Origin of the sequence: Mucilaginibacter sp. 5C4 (genome assembly GCF_034345625.1) — a bacterium.
Taxonomy (GTDB): domain Bacteria; phylum Bacteroidota; class Bacteroidia; order Sphingobacteriales; family Sphingobacteriaceae; genus Mucilaginibacter; species Mucilaginibacter aurantiaciroseus.
In genome coordinates this window covers 1,707,683-1,725,765 of the sequence record NZ_CP133775.1, presented here as the reverse complement: position 1 = coordinate 1,725,765, position 18,083 = coordinate 1,707,683, and the positions used below count along the sequence as shown (strand labels likewise).

19 protein-coding genes are annotated in these 18,083 nt (G+C 45.6%); 3 read left to right on the top strand and 16 right to left on the bottom strand.

The annotated features are described in order from the left end of the window. Window positions 1-61: 61 nt before the first annotated feature. From RHM67_RS08145 to RHM67_RS08130, 4 genes are all read right to left on the bottom strand, one after another. Entirely contained in the window at window positions 62-1,156 is a 1,095-nt protein-coding gene (locus RHM67_RS08145) for an efflux RND transporter periplasmic adaptor subunit (RefSeq protein ID WP_322231638.1), read from the bottom strand. 25 nt (window positions 1,157-1,181) lie between these two features. Beyond that, the gene (locus RHM67_RS08140; protein ID WP_322231637.1) at window positions 1,182-2,426 is read right to left on the bottom strand and encodes a TolC family protein; all 1,245 of its coding nucleotides are present in this window, start codon (window positions 2,424-2,426) and stop codon (window positions 1,182-1,184) included. A 106-nt stretch (window positions 2,427-2,532) separates the two neighbouring features. Then, the gene (locus RHM67_RS08135; RefSeq protein ID WP_322231636.1) at window positions 2,533-3,906 is read right to left on the bottom strand and encodes a HAMP domain-containing sensor histidine kinase; all 1,374 of its coding nucleotides are present in this window, start codon (window positions 3,904-3,906) and stop codon (window positions 2,533-2,535) included. Between the two features lie 98 nt (window positions 3,907-4,004). Next, on the bottom strand, window positions 4,005-4,682 hold the full coding sequence (locus RHM67_RS08130) for a response regulator transcription factor (protein WP_322231635.1): 678 nt from the start codon (window positions 4,680-4,682) through the stop codon (window positions 4,005-4,007). 138 nt (window positions 4,683-4,820) lie between these two features. Here RHM67_RS08130 and RHM67_RS08125 point away from each other — a divergent pair, with 138 nt between their 5' ends. Then, on the top strand, window positions 4,821-6,014 hold the full coding sequence (locus RHM67_RS08125; RefSeq protein WP_322231634.1) for an MFS transporter: 1,194 nt from the start codon (window positions 4,821-4,823) through the stop codon (window positions 6,012-6,014). 96 nt (window positions 6,015-6,110) lie between these two features. Here the strand turns inward: RHM67_RS08125 and RHM67_RS08120 are convergent, their stop codons facing one another. From RHM67_RS08120 to RHM67_RS08105, 4 genes are read right to left on the bottom strand one after another with little or no spacing between them, the layout of a single operon-like run. Further along, the gene (locus RHM67_RS08120) at window positions 6,111-7,643 is read right to left on the bottom strand and encodes a GMC family oxidoreductase (RefSeq protein ID WP_322231633.1); all 1,533 of its coding nucleotides are present in this window, start codon (window positions 7,641-7,643) and stop codon (window positions 6,111-6,113) included. 3 nt (window positions 7,644-7,646) lie between these two features. Further along, the gene (locus RHM67_RS08115; protein WP_322231632.1) at window positions 7,647-8,033 is read right to left on the bottom strand and encodes a hypothetical protein; all 387 of its coding nucleotides are present in this window, start codon (window positions 8,031-8,033) and stop codon (window positions 7,647-7,649) included. A gap of 2 nt (window positions 8,034-8,035) precedes the next feature. Continuing rightward, window positions 8,036-8,962, bottom strand: coding sequence for a ChbG/HpnK family deacetylase (locus RHM67_RS08110; protein ID WP_322231631.1), 927 nt, complete (start codon window positions 8,960-8,962; stop codon window positions 8,036-8,038). 11 nt (window positions 8,963-8,973) lie between these two features. Next, window positions 8,974-10,131: a DUF5009 domain-containing protein gene (locus RHM67_RS08105; protein ID WP_322231630.1), complete on the bottom strand. Its 1,158-nt coding sequence runs from the start codon at window positions 10,129-10,131 to the stop codon at window positions 8,974-8,976. A 93-nt stretch (window positions 10,132-10,224) separates the two neighbouring features. Here RHM67_RS08105 and RHM67_RS08100 point away from each other — a divergent pair, with 93 nt between their 5' ends. Beyond that, window positions 10,225-10,944, top strand: a complete 720-nt coding sequence (locus RHM67_RS08100) for a sensor histidine kinase (protein ID WP_322231628.1) — start codon at window positions 10,225-10,227, stop codon at window positions 10,942-10,944. Here the strand turns inward: RHM67_RS08100 and uxaC are convergent. Then, the gene (gene uxaC, locus RHM67_RS08095; RefSeq protein WP_322231627.1) at window positions 10,934-12,340 is read right to left on the bottom strand and encodes a glucuronate isomerase; all 1,407 of its coding nucleotides are present in this window, start codon (window positions 12,338-12,340) and stop codon (window positions 10,934-10,936) included. The two genes, RHM67_RS08100 and uxaC, sit on opposite strands and share 11 nt — an antisense overlap. 73 nt (window positions 12,341-12,413) lie before the next feature. Then, on the bottom strand, window positions 12,414-13,463 hold the full coding sequence (locus RHM67_RS08090; protein ID WP_322231625.1) for a glycoside hydrolase family 130 protein: 1,050 nt from the start codon (window positions 13,461-13,463) through the stop codon (window positions 12,414-12,416). 251 nt (window positions 13,464-13,714) lie between these two features. Between RHM67_RS08090 and RHM67_RS08085 the strand changes: the two genes are divergently transcribed. After that, the gene (locus RHM67_RS08085; protein WP_322231623.1) at window positions 13,715-13,981 is read left to right on the top strand and encodes a hypothetical protein; all 267 of its coding nucleotides are present in this window, start codon (window positions 13,715-13,717) and stop codon (window positions 13,979-13,981) included. A 111-nt stretch (window positions 13,982-14,092) separates the two neighbouring features. On the opposite strand, the gene RHM67_RS08080 is transcribed toward RHM67_RS08085, so the two are convergent. The 6 genes from RHM67_RS08080 to RHM67_RS08055 form a co-directional block, all read right to left on the bottom strand. Beyond that, window positions 14,093-14,605, bottom strand: coding sequence for a hypothetical protein (locus tag RHM67_RS08080; protein WP_322231622.1), 513 nt, complete (start codon window positions 14,603-14,605; stop codon window positions 14,093-14,095). Window positions 14,606-14,733: 128 nt separating this feature from the next. Further along, complete coding sequence (locus RHM67_RS08075; RefSeq protein WP_322231620.1) at window positions 14,734-15,570, bottom strand: oxidoreductase; 837 nt, start codon at window positions 15,568-15,570, stop codon at window positions 14,734-14,736. Between the two features lie 70 nt (window positions 15,571-15,640). After that, window positions 15,641-16,699, bottom strand: coding sequence for an ACR3 family arsenite efflux transporter (gene arsB / locus RHM67_RS08070; RefSeq protein ID WP_322231618.1), 1,059 nt, complete (start codon window positions 16,697-16,699; stop codon window positions 15,641-15,643). Between the two features lie 4 nt (window positions 16,700-16,703). Continuing rightward, complete coding sequence (locus tag RHM67_RS08065) at window positions 16,704-17,120, bottom strand: arsenate reductase ArsC (RefSeq protein ID WP_322231616.1); 417 nt, start codon at window positions 17,118-17,120, stop codon at window positions 16,704-16,706. A gap of 11 nt (window positions 17,121-17,131) precedes the next feature. Continuing rightward, window positions 17,132-17,689, bottom strand: a complete 558-nt coding sequence (locus RHM67_RS08060) for a DUF6428 family protein (protein ID WP_322231614.1) — start codon at window positions 17,687-17,689, stop codon at window positions 17,132-17,134. Between the two features lie 56 nt (window positions 17,690-17,745). Continuing rightward, a complete protein-coding gene (locus RHM67_RS08055) occupies window positions 17,746-18,075 on the bottom strand; it encodes a metalloregulator ArsR/SmtB family transcription factor (protein WP_322231612.1) in 330 nt (109 codons plus the stop codon). Window positions 18,076-18,083 lie beyond the last annotated feature (8 nt).

Here is an 18,083-nt window from a genome sequence, read left to right as displayed (position 1 = left end):
ACTACATACATTAACTTGTTGTTTCTTATCTCGATAATTAATTCAAAATGTCTTGACTCAATTATTCCTGGATCAAGGCATTATAAAGCAACAGCTGATTTTTTGATATAACCTTCTCGCCCGCTTTTAAGCCCGATGAGATGTAAGTAATATCGTCAACCGTTTTTATCATGGTTACGGCACGCACCTGCAGGTCGCATTTGCTGTTATAAACCACCACAAAATATTTACTGTTATCAAACAGCACCGATGATGCCGGGATAGCTATCGAAGTTTGCATATCCTTGTTTGATACAAGCACATTGGTAAACATCTCCGGCTTTAAAAGCATCTCTTTATTCTCTAAAGCGATACGCACTTTCATTACCTTATTGTCGGGATCAAGCACCGAGCTGATCTCGTCTATTTTGCCGCTAAAAACTTTATCGGGATAGGCCAGGGTTGTTATTTTGGCATCATACCCTTTTTTAACTTTAGCGATGTCAGATTCAAACACATTCGCCCAGATCCATACATCCTTCATATCAGATATGGTGAACAAGCTGCTGGCATTATCCGGGCGGATGAAGTTACCGGCAGAGATATTTTTCTCTACAATGTAACCGCTTCCCGGCGCTTTTATAATAAGCGAGCCGCTGGCGCTGGTATTGCCACCGCCGTTAATAGCAATTTGGTCGCGGACTTTGCTATTCGCAGCTACTGCTTTATTATAATTCTCTTTTGCCTCGGTGTAATCACGCTCGCTGGAGATACCATTTTTGTACAGGTATTCGGCTTGTTCTAACTGGCGTTTGTTAATGGCCAGGTCAGATTTTGTAGCGCTCAGGTCGGTATAGCTACCGGCAACATCCGCACTGCGGATGATGGCAAGCGTTTGCCCTTTAACCACCTTATCGCCAAGGGAAACCTTAACTTCCATAACCTGCCCGCTGGTAAACGGGAATACCTTTACTACTTTATTTTCATCGAATGATACCTCACCGGATAGGGTAAGCTCATCCTTCATTGGTGTGCTTTTGGCGGTATCTATCTTGATCATTTTTTGCAATGAATCGCTTACGCAAACCTGTTTGGTTTCCATAGTGCCGGTCTTTTTTTCCTGGCAAGCGCTAAGGCCAATTAAACCCAGGCCTAGGTATATGATGTGCTTTTTCATTATATGTGTTAGTGCTATTGTTTGATTATAAAGGGGTTAATACTGTAGTGCCTACCGCAAAGTTGAGGTCGGCAATGGCTTTTTGCAGGTTTAGCTGCTGCTGTAAAATTTTGATCTTGGTTTCGCGGTACGAGTCAAAAAAGTCTATAAACTCCTGTAGGTTTATCTGTTTCAACTGGTAAGCTTTAGACATGCCTTTAAACAACTGATCGTACTTACTGTAAAAGTCGTTCTCGCGGTTGCCCAACAGTTGCTGGCTTAATTTATACTGTTGCACAGCCGAGTATACATCGTTCTTCACCTGTAGTTCACTATTCTTTAGGGTGTATTCCTGGCTTTGCGCGGCAAGCTTGGCGTTTTTAATATTACCCTGGTTGCGGTTGAACACGGGCAGCGGCAAGCTTATCTCTAAACCCACAAAGTTGCGGGCGTAGCTGCTGTTTTGGTCAAACGTGCTACCAATGGTAACATCGGGCACGGCCAGCGCTTTTTGTAGCGACAAGTTGTGATTGTTTTGATCTAACAAATATTGGTTGGCTAAATAATCGCCACGGTTTGCTTTTGCAAGGGCCGACAGATCATTCGCGTTAAGCGTGGTATCGGTATTATTAAAAGTAATTTGCGGTGCTATAAATTGCTCCTGGTTAGCAACTAACAGGGTTTTTAATTCGCTTTGCAGGCCGTTTATCTGGCGGTCTATCTCAACCAAATCATTCTGCAAACCAAATAACAGGGCCTTTAAACGGATAAGGTCTTTTAAGGAGTTGTTACCTGCCTGGTAAGATTTATCGGTAGCATTTACCATATAGGTAGCCGATATTATCTCGGTTTGGTAAACCTTGCGCTGGTCTATTAGGTTAGCCACCTGCGAAAAATCTAACAGCAGGTTGTAATGCAAGTTCCTTAACAAGTCGTTAAACTGGGCCTGCTGGATATTTACATCATCATTAGCCATTTGTACCTGCTTGCCGCGTTTGCCGGCAGTTTTAAAAACCTGGCTTAGCTGAACCATTATCTGGCCGTTACCTTTGCTGTGGTCAAAAAACTTTTTGTTGGCGTCGGTAATGTTTTGGTCGGTGCTTAATACGGGGTTATCCCAAAGTTTGGCTTGTTTAACCAATGCCTGTGTGGCATCAACATTATACTTTTGAGCTATCAGGCTCAGGTTGTTTTGCAAGAAAAGTTTCTCTGCATCTTTAAAGTTTACCTTGAGGGTGTCGGACTGGGCCGAGGCTTGTTGCCAGCAAATAATTGCCAGGGCAAAAAGCATTAGAATTTTATAATAAGTGCGTAACATTAGTGCTTTGTTTGATAGTCGCAAAACTATCAAACATAAATTAGAAGCATATTAAAACGAAATTAGATTAGCATTAAAATTAAACGGGGGCATTGTTTTTCAAAAATTCCACCACGAAAGTGCTACCTCCCTGTCCTTCACACACTACCTTAATCGTACCCTTAAACAGCTCAATAATTTTGCTGGTGATATACAGGCCTATCCCGCTACCGCCTATGTTTTTATCCCTGTTTGCGCGGAAGAACGGGTTGAAGATCTTCTCCGCGTTTTCTTTACTGATGCCCGGCCCGTTATCGCTCACCGCGATTTTAATGTGCGATGCATTAGCTTCAAAACTCAAAGTTACCGGGTGCGGTTCCGAATATTTAAATGCGTTATCGATGATGTTATTTAGGGCGATATACAGCATAGATTTATTGGCCGGGATGGTGAGTACTTCTTCATCTTCGGGCAGGGCAGCCAGCTGGATCTTCAGCATCCCCGCCCCTTTCCTGGCCGACCATTGTTCCTCCAGTTCCCAAACCAGTTCATCAACCCTAACCGGGCTTAGTTTGGCCTGGGTATAGTTAAGGTCTACCTGGGCCAGTTCCATCAAACTGGTAATGGTTTCCTGCAGGCGGGCACCATCAATAGCGATTGACGACAAGATGCGCTCGTATTCGGTTTTATCACGGTCTTTTTCCAGCGCCAATTCCACCTCGCCTATAATACTGGTAAGGGGTGTGCGCAACTCATGCGATGCATTGGCTACAAAGGTTTGCTGCAACTCAAAAGCGTTTTGCAGGTGGGCAAGCAGGCTGTTAAAATTATCTATCAGCTCGGATATCTCATCCTTGCTTTTTACAGGGCTTACCCGCATATACAGGTTGTTCGAGCGGATATTTCTGATCTGGGAAATGACCTTATCCACCGGCGACAACGCCTTTTGCGCGAACATCCGCCCCGCGAAAAACAAACCCGTACCAAATATGATGAACAGCACCGAAGTGATCTGCAAAAGCAATAACAATCGCCGAGTGGAGTTTTCATCAACCGCAGATGCCAGGATCACAAAATCGCCTTGGTTATCTTTATAGAACTTGCCTACCACCTTGCGGTCGCCTTCCTCATATTCAATGTAACCATCTTTGCGCACCTGGTCTATTATCCCCCGATTCCAATAAATATTATGGTTCATTTTAAAGGCCGACAGGTTATCCCGGTCATAGATCCTTATTACCTCATCGGATAATTTCTCCAGGTATCGCTGCTGAATTTGCAACATACTGTCGGCCGCCAATTCATCAGCTTTTAAATAAAATTGGGACGCCAGGTTGGTACGGTCGGTAAGGCGGCTATAAAAATCGGCTGTAAAAAAAGAGTACACGGCAATATACAACGCCACCAAAACCAGTAGCAACGCCCCCGAACTGATGAGCGTAAAGTATAACGATAGCCGGGTTTTTATTTTCATTAGTAGCCCCCTCTAAATCTCCTCTGCTGGTTAGCGGAGAAGCTTTTTTTTAAAATTTTATTAAAGCCCGTCCTTCCGGTGAGGGTTTGGGTGGGCCTTTAGTCCTTAAGAATATACCCCATACCAATCACCGTATGAATCAATTTTTTCTCGAAACCTTTCTGAATTTTATTACGCAGATAGTTTACATAAACATCAACCATATTGGTACCGGTATCAAAGTTTATCCCCCATACCCGCTCCATAATATATTCGCGCGAAAGTAGTTTGCCGGGGTTGTTCATCAGCAGTTCAAGCAAGCTGTATTCTTTGGCGGTGAGGTTTATTTGTTTGCCCTCGCGCTCGGCAGTTTTATCCCAGGTATTTAGTTTTAATCCTCCGAAACTCAGAATATGGGTATCGCCATCAGTCAGTTTTTTACGGCGAAGCAGGGCTTCTATCCGCGCCAGCAATTCGTTAAAATGGAATGGTTTAACCAGATAATCGTCCGCACCGGAATGCAGTCCGTTCACCTTATCATCAATTGTCCCTAAAGCGCTTAACATCAGCACGGGCAACTGGGGCTGGTGCTTGCGTACTTCCCGGCATATCTCTATGCCGCTCATATCGGGCAGCATTACATCCAGTATCAGCAGGTTATACTCCTGCGCCTGCACCATATCCAACGCGGTTTCACCGGTATCGGCAATATCCACTTCGTAATCGTGTTCGTTAAGGCCTTTTTTTATAAATGATGAAACCTTTTCTTCATCCTCTACAACACAAATCCTGATCATTATTTAGCGTTTGTTCAAATATGAAAATATTTGGCGGCTTTACGCCCGTTTGTCAACTTACTTTCACAAATATACATTGTAAGGCATATAAACCGTGTTTGCATTTGATAGCAAAACCCATTTGCTTAGGTTTGCCGCATGACAGATACTGCTACCCCCAAACTGCACCCCGCGATTATCCCCCTAATGGCCGTTGCGGCAGGTGTTACGGTAGCCAACATCTATTACAACCAGCCTATTCTTAAAGACATTGGCCTGTCCGTACATGCTTCGGGTTCCGAAATTGGTAAGGTATCGATGTTTGCGCAACTGGGTTATGGCCTGGGGATGTTCTTTTTGATCCCCCTTGGCGATAAGGTAAACCGCAAAAACCTGATACTGTTGTTAAGTACTTTACTGATCATAGCCCTTGCCGGGTTTAGCTTTGCTACGCAATTATATCAGGTTTATGCATTGAGTTTATTAGTTGGTTTACTTGCTACATCGGCCCAGATATTGATGCCTATGGCCGCCACATTAGATAGTGTTAACCGCGGCAAAACGGTTGGTAAAGTATTTAGTGGAATTTTAGTGGGGATTTTAGGTGCGCGGGTTATTAGCGGGTTAATTGCCGGCTGGTTGGGATGGCGTTTTGTTTACGGCATCTCGGCTGGGATGGTATTTGTTGTTGCAATATTGTTGAAATTATACCTGCCCAACGTACCGCCAAAATTTAAAGGTAATTATGTGGGCTTGCTAAAATCAGCACTATCCTTAGTGGGTGAATTTAAAATATTGAGACAGGCAGCATTGCTTGGCTTCTTTACCTTCGGCATCTTCAGCTCCTTCTGGACCACCCTAACTTTCCACCTCAGTAACGCGCCGCTAAATTTTTCGGCAAGTACCATTGGTTTGTTTGGCTTTATAGCCATTGGGGGCGCGCTGGTTGCCCCATGGTTTGGCAAACTGGCCGACAAGGGCAATACGCACCGTTCGCTATTAATTTCCGTTGGGATGATCATCGCCAGTGTGATCCTGCTGAAGATCTTTCCTTATTCGATTGTCGCGCTTATTGTCGCCATTTTCTTCTTAGATATTGGTGTACAGGCTACTCAGATAACCAATTTTGCCCGTATCTACGCGCTGGATGAACATGCTCACAGCCGACTGAATACTATTTACATGACCACCTATTTCATTGGCGGTTCGGCAGGCACCTACTTCGGCCTGCTATCCTGGAAACTTGGCGAGTGGGACATGAGCACCTGGCAAATGTTGCTTTGGGGTGTGATTGCGGTTGGAATTGTGATGTTGAGTAATACCAAAGAGGCCAAGTCAAGCGTCCACGCATAACTTTAAGAAATTACCAGCATCCACGCTGGCTTTGTATCGCGAGCGGGGACGCTCGCGGTTATCAACATTCAAGCGTGCACGCTTGAACGGGCGGTATTAAACCGCCTTTACCTTTTGTTTGATATGATCCGCCAATCGGATAGTCAGCGCTACCAATGTTAACGTTGGGTTTGGCGCGGCGGCAGTTGCATAGCACGATGCGCCGGCCATGTATAGGTTTGCTATGCCGTGCACTTTACAGTTGGCATCCACCACCCCTTTTTTAGGGTCGGCAGCCATGCGGGTTGTGCCCATATGGTGCCAGCCACCACCGGTAAATTCGGGCCAGGTGTTATCGTTTTCATCGCGCAGGTATTCCATTAGCCTAACGCGGCCTGCCTCGGTAATACCTATTTGCTCACCAATAATTTTGTGGATGCCGCGCAGGCTGTGTTTTTCCAGCGGGGTAAGTTCCCAATGCAGCATAGCACGCGGCACGCCTAAAGCATCCCTTTCAGTATCTAACGTAACGCGGCTATCAGGATTTGGCGCTTGTTCTACCCGGGTAAATAATTGGTACGAGCTATGCCCCTCTTTTTTCGCGCCATCTTTTTCTGCTTTTTCAAACTTGGCGAAGTTCTTTTTGGTTTGGACGGTATCTGCCGTCCATATATCGATAAAGGCGGCTTGTTGTTTGGCAATATCCAACGGGATAAGCGATGCAGTGCCGTTCAATATCTTATGCTTGCGCTGCATTTCTTCGCTGATGGCCAATTCGGCGCGGGCTTTGGTTATCTCCCACTCCCAATGATATAGTTTTAGCACATCGGGCTTTGCCAACCATAACTCTGCCGATTTAATCTCCAGGTGCTCCATAAAGTAACGGCCCACATTGTCATTTTGGTTACCCAGCCCTTTCGGCATTTGATTGTTTGAAGCCAACAGCAGGCGCGCGTTTTGGATAGAACAACAGGCGATTATAAACTGCTTTGCCTTAACCGTATGCTGTTTACCAGCCAAATTTTTAACCGTAACCTGTGTTATGGCCGATGCATTTTCATTACCGGTAATATCCGTTACGTTTGCATAAGTGTATAGATGGATGTTTGGCGCTTTTATAATGGTATCGCGGTATTTTGTACCGAAGCGGGTGGGCTTACTAAACTGCCACATTTTATTGTAAACGGCATCGCCCTTAAAGGGCAGCGATCTTAGTTCCGGGTCTTTGCCCTGCCAGTATTTTACGTCGTATTCGTACGGGCCAAGGTCGAGGTTTTTATGGGCACGAGGGTAATATGCGTCCAGATCCTGGCGGGTTATAGGCCATCCGCTATGCGGCACCCAGTCGCGTTCCTTAAAATCTATCGGGTCGAAAGTTGAACAAAAGCCCGACCAATGCCCTGTTGTACCGCCAAAGTAATGCAACCTTGCCGAATCGAGCGGGTAATAGCGCTGCCCGGTGGTTTTACCTTTGTACAGGTCTTGCATTTGCTTTTCGTACTCAAAGCCGCCGCCCTCCAGCAGTATTACTTTATAAGGGGTGTTCAAAAACTCGAGCGCTATGCTAATGCCAGCCGCACCCGAGCCCACTATGCAGATATCGCCCTCTATCAGGCTGTTGTTCTCTATATTTCTTGCGTCGATATGCATGGCTTAGGCTTTAAGTAATGAATATAGCGCGCATTGGCGTGCCTCTGTTTGTGACATTACCCAGCCGCTTACCGCTATCACTTTGCCTGCTTTAAAGTCGGCTGTTACCTGTTCATCAAGCATCGCCTGTATCTCATCTTTACTTAATGCAGCAGGGTCTTTCCCGCCCAATAACAATTGCGAAAGCTTTTTTTGATCGTTTTCTGCAGCGTGCTTTTTCAGGTAATCGGCACCGGCCTCTTTAATGGTTTTGGCATCAACCAAATGCGAGAACAGGAAAGGCTGCGCAACCGCTATTTCTTTTGAACTGCTATTGCAACTTTGCGCCAACGGTAGTGTAAGTACCAATGCCGTAAAGGCAGATAGTTTTACGAACGACCTCCGTTCCATCGTTAGTTTTTTACGGTTTCCAGTTTCATGGCACCCAGCCCACGCTCTTTTATCAGTTCGGTATAATTGGTCAGTTCAAACTTTAAACCTACCAGCTTTTTAAACTCCGGCGATAACAGCATGTTCAGTTCTGTTTGGCGGTGCAGGGCGGTAAGTGGCTTACCTGCTTTGGTATTCATCATGCTGCTGTTCATATCAAACAGGGCGTTCATTTCCGGGTCTTGCAGGGCAACGTGTATCACCACCAGGTTGGGCCTGTTCTTGCTTAGTTTATTGGTTACATAAGCCAAAAACGCTTTCTTTTTGGTAGCCACCGGTTCGCCCCACATCTCTTTATAGGTTTCACCAAGGTACACCTGCTCGCTAAGGGTTGAGATAGCCAGTTTGTATTTGTGCGCCAGTTTCTCGGTCAATGCCCGCAATGCCGGGGTTGATAAAGCGATACCCATGTGCGGGTCTATGTAAGAAATTTTTAGTCCGGATGCCAGCGCGCGTTCTATTTGTGCCGATAGCTCTTTCTCTACCTCTTCCATCTTGTAACCGCTTTTGGCAAAAGCGCCCGTGCTTTGCGGGAAATACCCAACCGCATCTACCAAACTTGGTACTGCTTCGCGGCCTGTTACCGGCCCCCAGCGGTAATTTTTCCATTCGGATGTTAGGGTAAGGTGCACGCCAACACTTATCTGCGGGTTTTTCTTTAATATCTCTACCGCTTCCTGGTACCACGGGCAAGTGAACTGCACCGATGCCGAAAATGGCATCTTGGTGTCAGCCATTTTTTTCATGGCCATGTTTACGGAGTGGTTCATGCCGATATCGTCCAGCCGCAGCATCAATTTGGGCAAGATCTGGATAGACATTTGTGCCGATGCCGTTTGCATCAACCCAACACATAACATTAAACAGAACAGGTATTTTATATTTTTCATGATAGATTAATTTACACTTTTAAAAAGGCTTTTTTGCGGTATAAGAAGTACAGGAACATCCATTTTACCATCACAAAACAAATGGCCATTACCACAATATTGTAGGGCTCGCCAACCAGCTCGCCCAGCCATCCAAAGAAACCGTTGGTGGCGTAGTTCCAGTTGATGAATTTGCTGGAAATGTAGATGAGGATGGAGTTCATGCCGATGACCTTGAAATAGAACGCCCAGGCCTTGTAGCCCAACACATCTATCACGTAGTAAAACAGCGCCAATAACAGCAAACTTAAACCGCCTACATGCAGCACGAACGAGCTTGTCCACAGGTTTTTATTGATGGGGAAATCGAGGTTCCAGATCTGCGCCAGCACTAAAAATATTACGCCTACTGCGGCCAGTATAAATGCTTTGCGGCCTTTATGCTGATGCCCGGTTTTTAGCAATGTGCCTGCCAATACACCTAATAAACCAGTGCTTATCGCAGGGATGGTAGAGAATAGCCCCTCGGGATCGTGGATGCCTAAGTAAAGTTTTCCCGGTAGTATCAGCCTATCCATATAAGAGGCAAAGTTGCCAGGCATGGTGAGGTCGCCAGGGGCAAAGCCGGGGGCCGCTGTAAATTTCAACAGTAAATAATACCCGATGATGAAAAACCAGAAAAAAGCTATCTGCCATTTACGGTTAGCATACAGGTAAATAATATTAGCAAACATGTAAGCGATACCAATGCGCCCCAATACGGATGCAAAGCGGATCTCCTCGAATGTTTTAAGCGTTTTTAAACCATTATTAACCAGCAAACCAAGCAACACCAAAATAGCCGCGCGTTTTACAACCCGTAAAACCAGCTGACCTTTAGTAGCGCCTTTTTCCAACTCGCGGCCTGTAGAGTATGGGGTTGCCACTCCCGCCAGGAACAAAAACAGCGGGAAGATGAGGTCATACAAATGAAAGCCGTTCCAATCCGGGTGTGTAAACTGGTTGGCGATGGTTTTCCAAAACGGCGAACCGGTTGCCTTGGCAAGGGTATGGAAAATTTCCTCGCCCCCTAAGATCCAGAACATATCAAACCCGCGCAGGGCATCAAGGGAATAAAGGCGCTCGTAAGTAAATGGCGAAGTGTTAACACCATCAGATGCGGGAATGTCATCGGTTTTTTTTGCAGTCATTGGTAATGTTAATAAGGTTTTAAACAAACCGGCAACAGCCACCGGCATTGGTTTATAGAATTGATTTTAAATATAAGATACTTTTTAAAGGATTTGCAAAAGTTTTTTATCCTTCCTGTCGCCGCAGGGTCTCACATCGTGGACCCTGCGGGTGAGGCTACAGTTTTGCAACAGCAGGACATTGCCACCAAAGGTATTATTGAAGCCGAAGAGAAGGAACGTAAACGCATAGCTGCCGACCTCCACGATGGTGTGGGGCCGTTATTCTCGACTGGGTATATGAACCTGAGCAGCCCGCTGGACCGCGTGGTTTTAGTTAATGCCGATGAGCAGGCCCTTGCCGAAAAAACGCTTGCCATGGTCGACGAAAGCTGCAAGGAAGTACGCACTATTGCCCACCAAATGATGCCGAATATTTTGTTGAAGATCGGGCTGGCATCGGCTATTAAAGATTTCGTGAACAAGATAGATTCGCAGCACCTTAAGGTAAACCTTGAAGCTTACGGGTTGGATGAGCGACTGGATAACAACGTAGAGATCGTACTCTATCGGGTGGTGCAGGAATGCGTTAACAACGTGATAAAACACTCTAAAGCCAACCGGCTGAACATCAATCTAACCAGCGAGGAGGATAATATATTCGTAACCATCGAGGATACCGGCATCGGTTTTAACACCAACAACAAGATGAAATTTGAAGGCATCGGCCTCAAATATCATCACCCGGGTAGAGTACCTGAAAGCACGGTTGACATCTCATCCGACCAAAACAAGGGCACGCTTATAGCAATCAATATCCCGCTTAAAGCTTAAAGTTAAAGTAGCTTTTAGCGTTGTAGTAGCAAATATCCCTTATTACTTTACCTGTCCAATCTACATCATTTGGCAACTCGCCGTTCACAATATCATCTGCAAACAGGTTGCATAAAATACGCCTGAAATACTCATGACGGGGGAACGACAGGAAGCTGCGCGAATCGGTTAGCATACCTATAAAGCGGCTTAATAAGCCCATATTTGATAGCGCGTTGATCTGCCTGGTCATACCTTCCTTTTGATCCTGGAACCACCATGCCGAGCCGTACTGCACTTTGCCTGCGATGGAGCCGTCATTAAAGTTACCGATCATGGCAGCCATCATTTCGTTATCGGCCGGGTTTAAGTTGTAAATGATAGTTTTGGCAAGGCGCTCGTCCTTATCCAGCTTATTCAGAAACTTGGCAAGCGGCCTGGCCTGGCTAAAATCGCCCATAGAATCGAAGCCTGTATCCGGCCCAAGCTGACTAAGCAAGCGGCTGTTATTGTTCCGTAGTGCCCCTAAATGGAACTGTTGCACCCAATCCTTCTCCTGGTTCCACACCGCGAAATTATATAGCATGGCCGACTTAAATTTTACCTTTTCAGAATTGGTGACTTTTTTCTCGGTACGCACTTTTTCAAAGATCGCGCGCATTTCTTCATCGGTATATTCCTCGGCGTACATGTGCTCCATGCCATGGTCGGCCACGGTGCAACCATTGGCAGCGAAGTAATGATGACGGTTTTTCAGCGCGTACAGGTAATCTTCAAATGTATTGATGCTGATGTTTGATACCTCTTCGAGTTTGTTAACGTAAGCGTTTAGTGCTACCACGTCTTCGATATACATGGCCTTATCCGGTCTAAATGCCGGGAACACATTTGCCGTTGCACCGTCGCGTTTTATCTGATCGTGGTGGCTCAGGTCATCCAGCGGGTCATCTGTAGTGCAGATCACCTCCACATTCATTTTTTTGATGAGCTGTTGTACCGAAAACTCCGGGCTTTGTAATCTTGCCGAGCAATCCTGATAGATAAATTCGGCAGTACCTTCCGTAAGTCGCGATGTGATGCCGAAATAACGTCGCAGTTCGAGGTGTGACCAGTGGTAAAGCGGGTTACGCAGTGTGTACGGAACGGTGCTTGCCCATTGCTGAAACTTTTCTTTATCAGGTTTGCTGCCTGTGATGTAGGCCTCATCTATTCCGTTGGCACGCATGGCGCGCCACTTGTAATGGTCGCCCTGCAACCAGGCCTGGGTTATGTTGGCAAAGTTGATATCGCCGGCAATTTGGTTTGGCGGCAGGTGGCAGTGGTAATCTATAATGGGGAGGTCTTTCGCGTGGTTGTGATACAGATCGCGTGCGGTATCACTGTGCAGCAAAAAGTCCTCATCTAAAAAGCTCTTCATAATTGGTTAATAAAAAGGCAATGTATTAAACATTTCTGATACATTTTACCTGCAAAGCACGCAAACGTTTTAGTTACACACCCATAGCCGCCAAGATCTCCATAATTGAAAACTTAGCCCCGCAAACAAACTCATCGGCAGCGCCATAATATATGGTGATGTTATCGCCATCAACTACGTGGCCATTAGTAAATACTACGTGGCCAAAAAATCCGGTGGTTTCATAAGCCTCAGTTGGTTCCATGATAGGGTCGGTGGTGCGGGCGATGACTTTTGAAGGATCATTCAAGTCGAGCAATACAGCACCTAAGCAATAACGGTGCGCTTTAGTAGCACCGTGATAAATCTCCAGCCAGCCTTTTTCGGTTTTGATGGGTGCCGCGCCTGCACCAACACGGCCGCTATCCCACATACCCTCGCGGGTTTTAACAATACATTTGTGGTTGCCCCAATGCTCACCATCCGGCGATTCGGCTATCCAGATGTAATTACCTCCAATATCCACACTGCTTGGGCGGTGCAGGGTGTAAAACTTACCGTTTATTTTTTCTTCAAAAATAGCAACGTCTTTATTGTGCGGAGGCAGAATCATACCATAGGTCTGGAAATTTTTCCAGTCGGTAGTGGTGCGCATGCCTACTCCCACCCCGCTATCGCTTACCGCGGTAAAGGTGAGATAGTATTTATTCTCGAGACGGGTTACACGGCAATCCTCGATACCAAAGGTTTGAAGCGGGCCGCTTCCAAACAGCCTTCCATAACCTTCAGGTTCGTAAAACTTTACGCCGTCATCGCTGCAAAGCAAACGCAGGTGCGATAGCGTAGTGAGGTAATCTATCCCTTTATATCTTACCACGCGAGCATCGGTAGCGATCAGGTCGCTATCGTCCAAAGCTATTTCCATAATGGTGGTTTCGCCAGTAGCGGTCAATATCGGGAAAGACACCTTTACTTCGCTTTGCTCCGGGCGCTCGGCCACCCGCACCAGCAGCCACACCTTTCCATCAAACCTGAACACGCCGGGGTTTAGCAGGCAGGCAATGTGCAGGCCTTCGGTGGTTGCTTTTAGGTCTTTGGGGGATAATAACGGGTTTTGCGGGAAACGCTTTGCGATATCTGCCATGGTAGGATGTTTGGTACGTTATTTTAACAGTGCGCCACTGCAATGGTTTACAATAAAAAATCTTAGTTAATATTTGCGTAAACGGAGAGTGACGTATAAGTTTTGTAATTATCCGTCGATAAATAATAATCTTGAAAGATGCAATCGAATAAAGTTTATAAAGGAATCTTAATCAGTATGGCTTTTTTACTACTGTCATGTTCTGAGCAATCTGGATTTTATATCGATAGGAAACAAAAAGCTATTGTATCGTGCAAAGGCGGCTTAAAGAATTTGGAGATAATAAGCGATTCTGCCAAAGTGAGAGTCGGGGGGGGGTAGCAGTAATTTATTTCAATAAAAAAAATCCAGCAGGAGTATTAAGCGTTGATGGCAAAACTGCTGATACAAATTATGTAACTAAACTTGCTCCTAATTCCAAATATTCAATATTTCAAGGAAGTGTGGCAGGTAAAGGAGGCCAGGAAATTGAATTTATGACGAATTATAATGGAAACATTATTAAAGGCCATCGATAAGATTGCAATTGAATAATTTATGTCATTTAACTAACCAGACTTACATAAAACAAAAAAAGGCCGGTGAAACTTTTGCTTCACCGGCCTTTCTCACATTTATATTATATGTTATTATTTACCCGGACGCGGCACTGAAGGTGCTGCAGGACTTGTACCGGGTGCCGGTGCTGCAGGCGAAGTTGTACGTGGCGCGGTTGGCGATGTACTGCTTGGTATTGCCGGGCTTTGCGTTGGCACGGTTGGTGTTTGTGTCGGCACAGTCGGGCTTGTTGGGCTTGTTGATGGTACTGTAGGGTTCGGCATGGTTGGTACCGGCGCTGTGGGTACAGTCGGGTTAGTAGGGCTGGTTGGGGCCGTAGGGTTTGTTGGTGTTGTAGGGTAACTTGGGTTAGTAGGGTTTGTTGGCGTCATCGGGCTGGTTGGGCTCGTTGGCATTATAGGCGTAGTTGGAGTTGTACTCCTTGCTTTAGTTTTTTGTTTTTTAGGCACGGTATCCTGCTGGGCAGTTAAGTTAACTGTTAACAATAATGCTTTATTAGCAGATGTGGTTGTGTGTGTTTTTGCAGCAGCGTTGATAGCAAATGCTGCAAAGGCCGTCGCCATTACTAAACTTATCTTTTTCATGGTATATATTATTTAATGGTTTATAACTATTAACTATAATGCAATTACCATGCCGACAAAAGATAAATTATATTTAAAAATAAAAAGCCCCGCTTTTTCAGGCGGGGCTTGATATGATCTTTACACAATTATTCCTGCGGGAAATCGGCACCTGTTGTAGTTTCTTCCCAGGCATCAAAATCCTTCTTCAAAACTTCCAGCTTGTTGCGGCCGCCTTTTAATGCGGCTGCGCCTAACAGCAGGTGTAATGGTGGGTTAGCATCGTCAACAGCTTTAACAATTGCTTTGGCTGCGCGTACCGGGTCGCCGGGTTGTTTGCCGCTGTACCCGCGGATGGTATCCTTATTGGTACCTGCGGTTGCTTTGTAATCGTCTATCTCTATCGGGCTGTCATTGGCAGATCGGCCTGCCCAATCGGTACGGAAACCACTTGGTGCAACAACGGTTACTTTGATACCTAACGGCGCGGTCTCCTTAGCCAAAGCTTCAGAATAACCATCTACCGCGAATTTGGTAGCATTATAAAAACCTACTCCGGGGAAACCAACCAAGCCTCCTATCGATGCAATATTCACTATATGCCCGCTCCTTTGCTTGCGCAAGGTTGGCAATACGGCTTTGGTAACGTTATTTAATCCCCAAAAATTGATTTCGAACATATTACGAACGGCATCATCCTCGCTCTCTTCTATCGCGCCAAAATAGCCTATACCGGCATTGTTTACCAGTACATCTATGCGCCCAAACTTTTGGTTTACCTGATCAACAGCGGCAGTAATTTCATCGGCCTTGGTTACATCCAGTTTTACCGCGACGGCGGTGTCCGGGTAATCGGCTATAATATCTTTAACATCGTCGGTATTGCGCGATGCTACGGCGGCCTTGTTACCGGCGGCCAGCACCTCTTTGGCCAACTCGCGCCCGAAACCGGTGGAGCAGCCTGTTATGAACCATACTTTACTCATTTGTTATAAATTTTATATAAGATAAATAGCAGAGAGGCGGGTTTTGTTTGTCAGGAGAGGTTCATGTTAGCTAATAATACTTATCCCGCAGCCAAATGGCCACTTTTACCAGGATGATCAAGGCAGGCACCTCTACCAGCGGACCAATAACCCCGGCAAAAGCTTCGCCCGAGTTGATACCGAATACCCCAATGGCTACCGCTATAGCCAACTCGAAATTGTTACCCGCCGCGGTGAAGGCGATGGATGCATTTTTGGAATAATCGGCCCCCATATGCTTGCCTGCAAAAAAGCTTACCAGAAACATTATGGCGAAATAAATAACCAACGGGATAGCAATACGAACCACATCAAACGGGATCTGGACAATGAGTTGCCCTTTCAGGCTAAACATTACTACTATAGTGAACAATAATGCGATTAAAGTTACAGGCGAAACTACCGGCAAGAACTTTTGATTGAACCACTCCTCCCCTTTTAGTTTGATTAGTGTATACCTGCTAATGATCCCTGCTGCGAAAGGGATCCCAAGATAAATGCATACCGATTTTGCTATCTGGCCGATTGTGATGTTCACCACCTCGCTCTTCATACCAAATAAGGGCAACAGTATAGTGATAAATACATAAGCATAAACGCTGTAAAGCAATACCTGGAAGATGCTGTTTAATGCCACCAGCCCCGCGGCATATTCTCGGTTACCTTCGGCGAGTTCGTTCCAAACAATCACCATGGCTATACAGCGGGCAAGGCCTATCAAAATAAGGCCTATCATATAATCGGGCTTATCATGCAGGAAGATCAGGGCCAGCGCAAACATCAATATCGGCCCTACTATCCAGTTCAGGAATAGCGACAGGCTTAAAACTTTGGTGTTACGAAACACCTCGCCCAGGTTTTCATACTTTACTTTCGCCAGGGGCGGATACATCATTAATATTAACCCAATAGCTAACGGAATATTAGTTGTACCGCTGGAGTATAAATTGATAAAAGCAGGCGCGGAAGGCACAAAATAGCCTATGGCCACACCTATAGCCATCGCCATAAAAATCCATAAGGTGAGGTAGCGGTCTAAAAAGCCAAGTTTTTTTCGGTTGGCCACCGGGGCGCAATTGTTAGCCGTCATGGTTTTATTGGATATGTTGTTTTACAAAATCTTGCGAGTACAATTTTATCATATCGCGTACGCGTGTAAATTCGGCCATTACCTCATCAGGCGTTCCCGTAGCCTTTGCCGGGTCGGGGAAATTGTGATGAAAGCGCTTAACATCCCCCGGGAAATACGGGCAGGCTTCGTTTGCGTTGTCGCATACGGTTATCACGCAATCAAACGAGATGTTCAAATACTCATCCACATGGTTTGAGGTATGTGCCGATAGGTCAATCCCATCCGCAGCCATCACCGCGATAGCTTTAGGGTTAACGCCATGTGTTTCTATCCCGGCGCTATAAATAGTCGCTTCAACACCTGCGTAATGGCGCAGGTAACCTTCTGCTATTTGGCTGCGGCAGCTGTTGCCGGTGCATAGTACTAATATATTTTTCATAATAATTTCAATTAACAGCAACCCAATCCCGGCGTACAGCAAGAAGCATCGGCGGCAAGGTTTTGCATTTGTATCTTTGGTTTAACCGCGGCTGTTGGGGTGCAGCATTCCTCCCCTTTATCATTGGTACCGCAGCTACCGCCACGATCAATGGCTTTACATTGTACGGCATCGGGGCGTAGGTCTACCACCAGGTTATCGCCATCTATCAGCAGATCTATAGGCAGCATTTGGCGGGTATCAAATTGTTGGTTACCAAATTCAATTTTAACTATACCATCTGCATCTAAGGATAAAGTTTTTTCAACCAAATTAATAATGGACAAAGCTTTGCTTACCTCCATTGCCCTCTCCTGCTGTTGTTCTTCCGGTTCCCAAAGTTGTACGATAATTTCCGTCCACCTATTCATCACGCCGCCGCAGTCTACCGATGTGATGGGCGCCTGCTTAATTTCGGTGATGTGGTAGGATGCATCTACCCATTTGTTTTCGGCATACCTAAACTGCAGTATTAGCTGCGGGTTTGCCTGAAGTTGTTTTTTAAAAGCGCTCCATTTTAAGTGTTCCATAATTATATATTTAATTTTATCTATCGTAATATTACGATAGATTTAAGCAAAAAAATCTAACAACAGGTATTTACATCTTTATAAGATGTAAACATGGTATTTATCTCGTTTTGTAAAGCTTTCCAGGCTTTGGGTTCGATGCAGTAGCATACGCTAACACCCTCTATTGTCCCTTGGATAAGGCCGGCCTTTTTTAATTCTTTTAAATGCTGGGAAATGGTGGCCTGGGCTAAACCCAGTTCGTCCACAAGGTCGCCGCAGATACAGGCATTAGCATTGATGATGTGCTGCAAAATGGCAATACGGGCCGGGTGTGCAATCGCTTTTAATTGCGTAGCCAACCTATTTTGCTCATCATTAAAATTATCTGTTTTGGTAACACCCATATTAATCG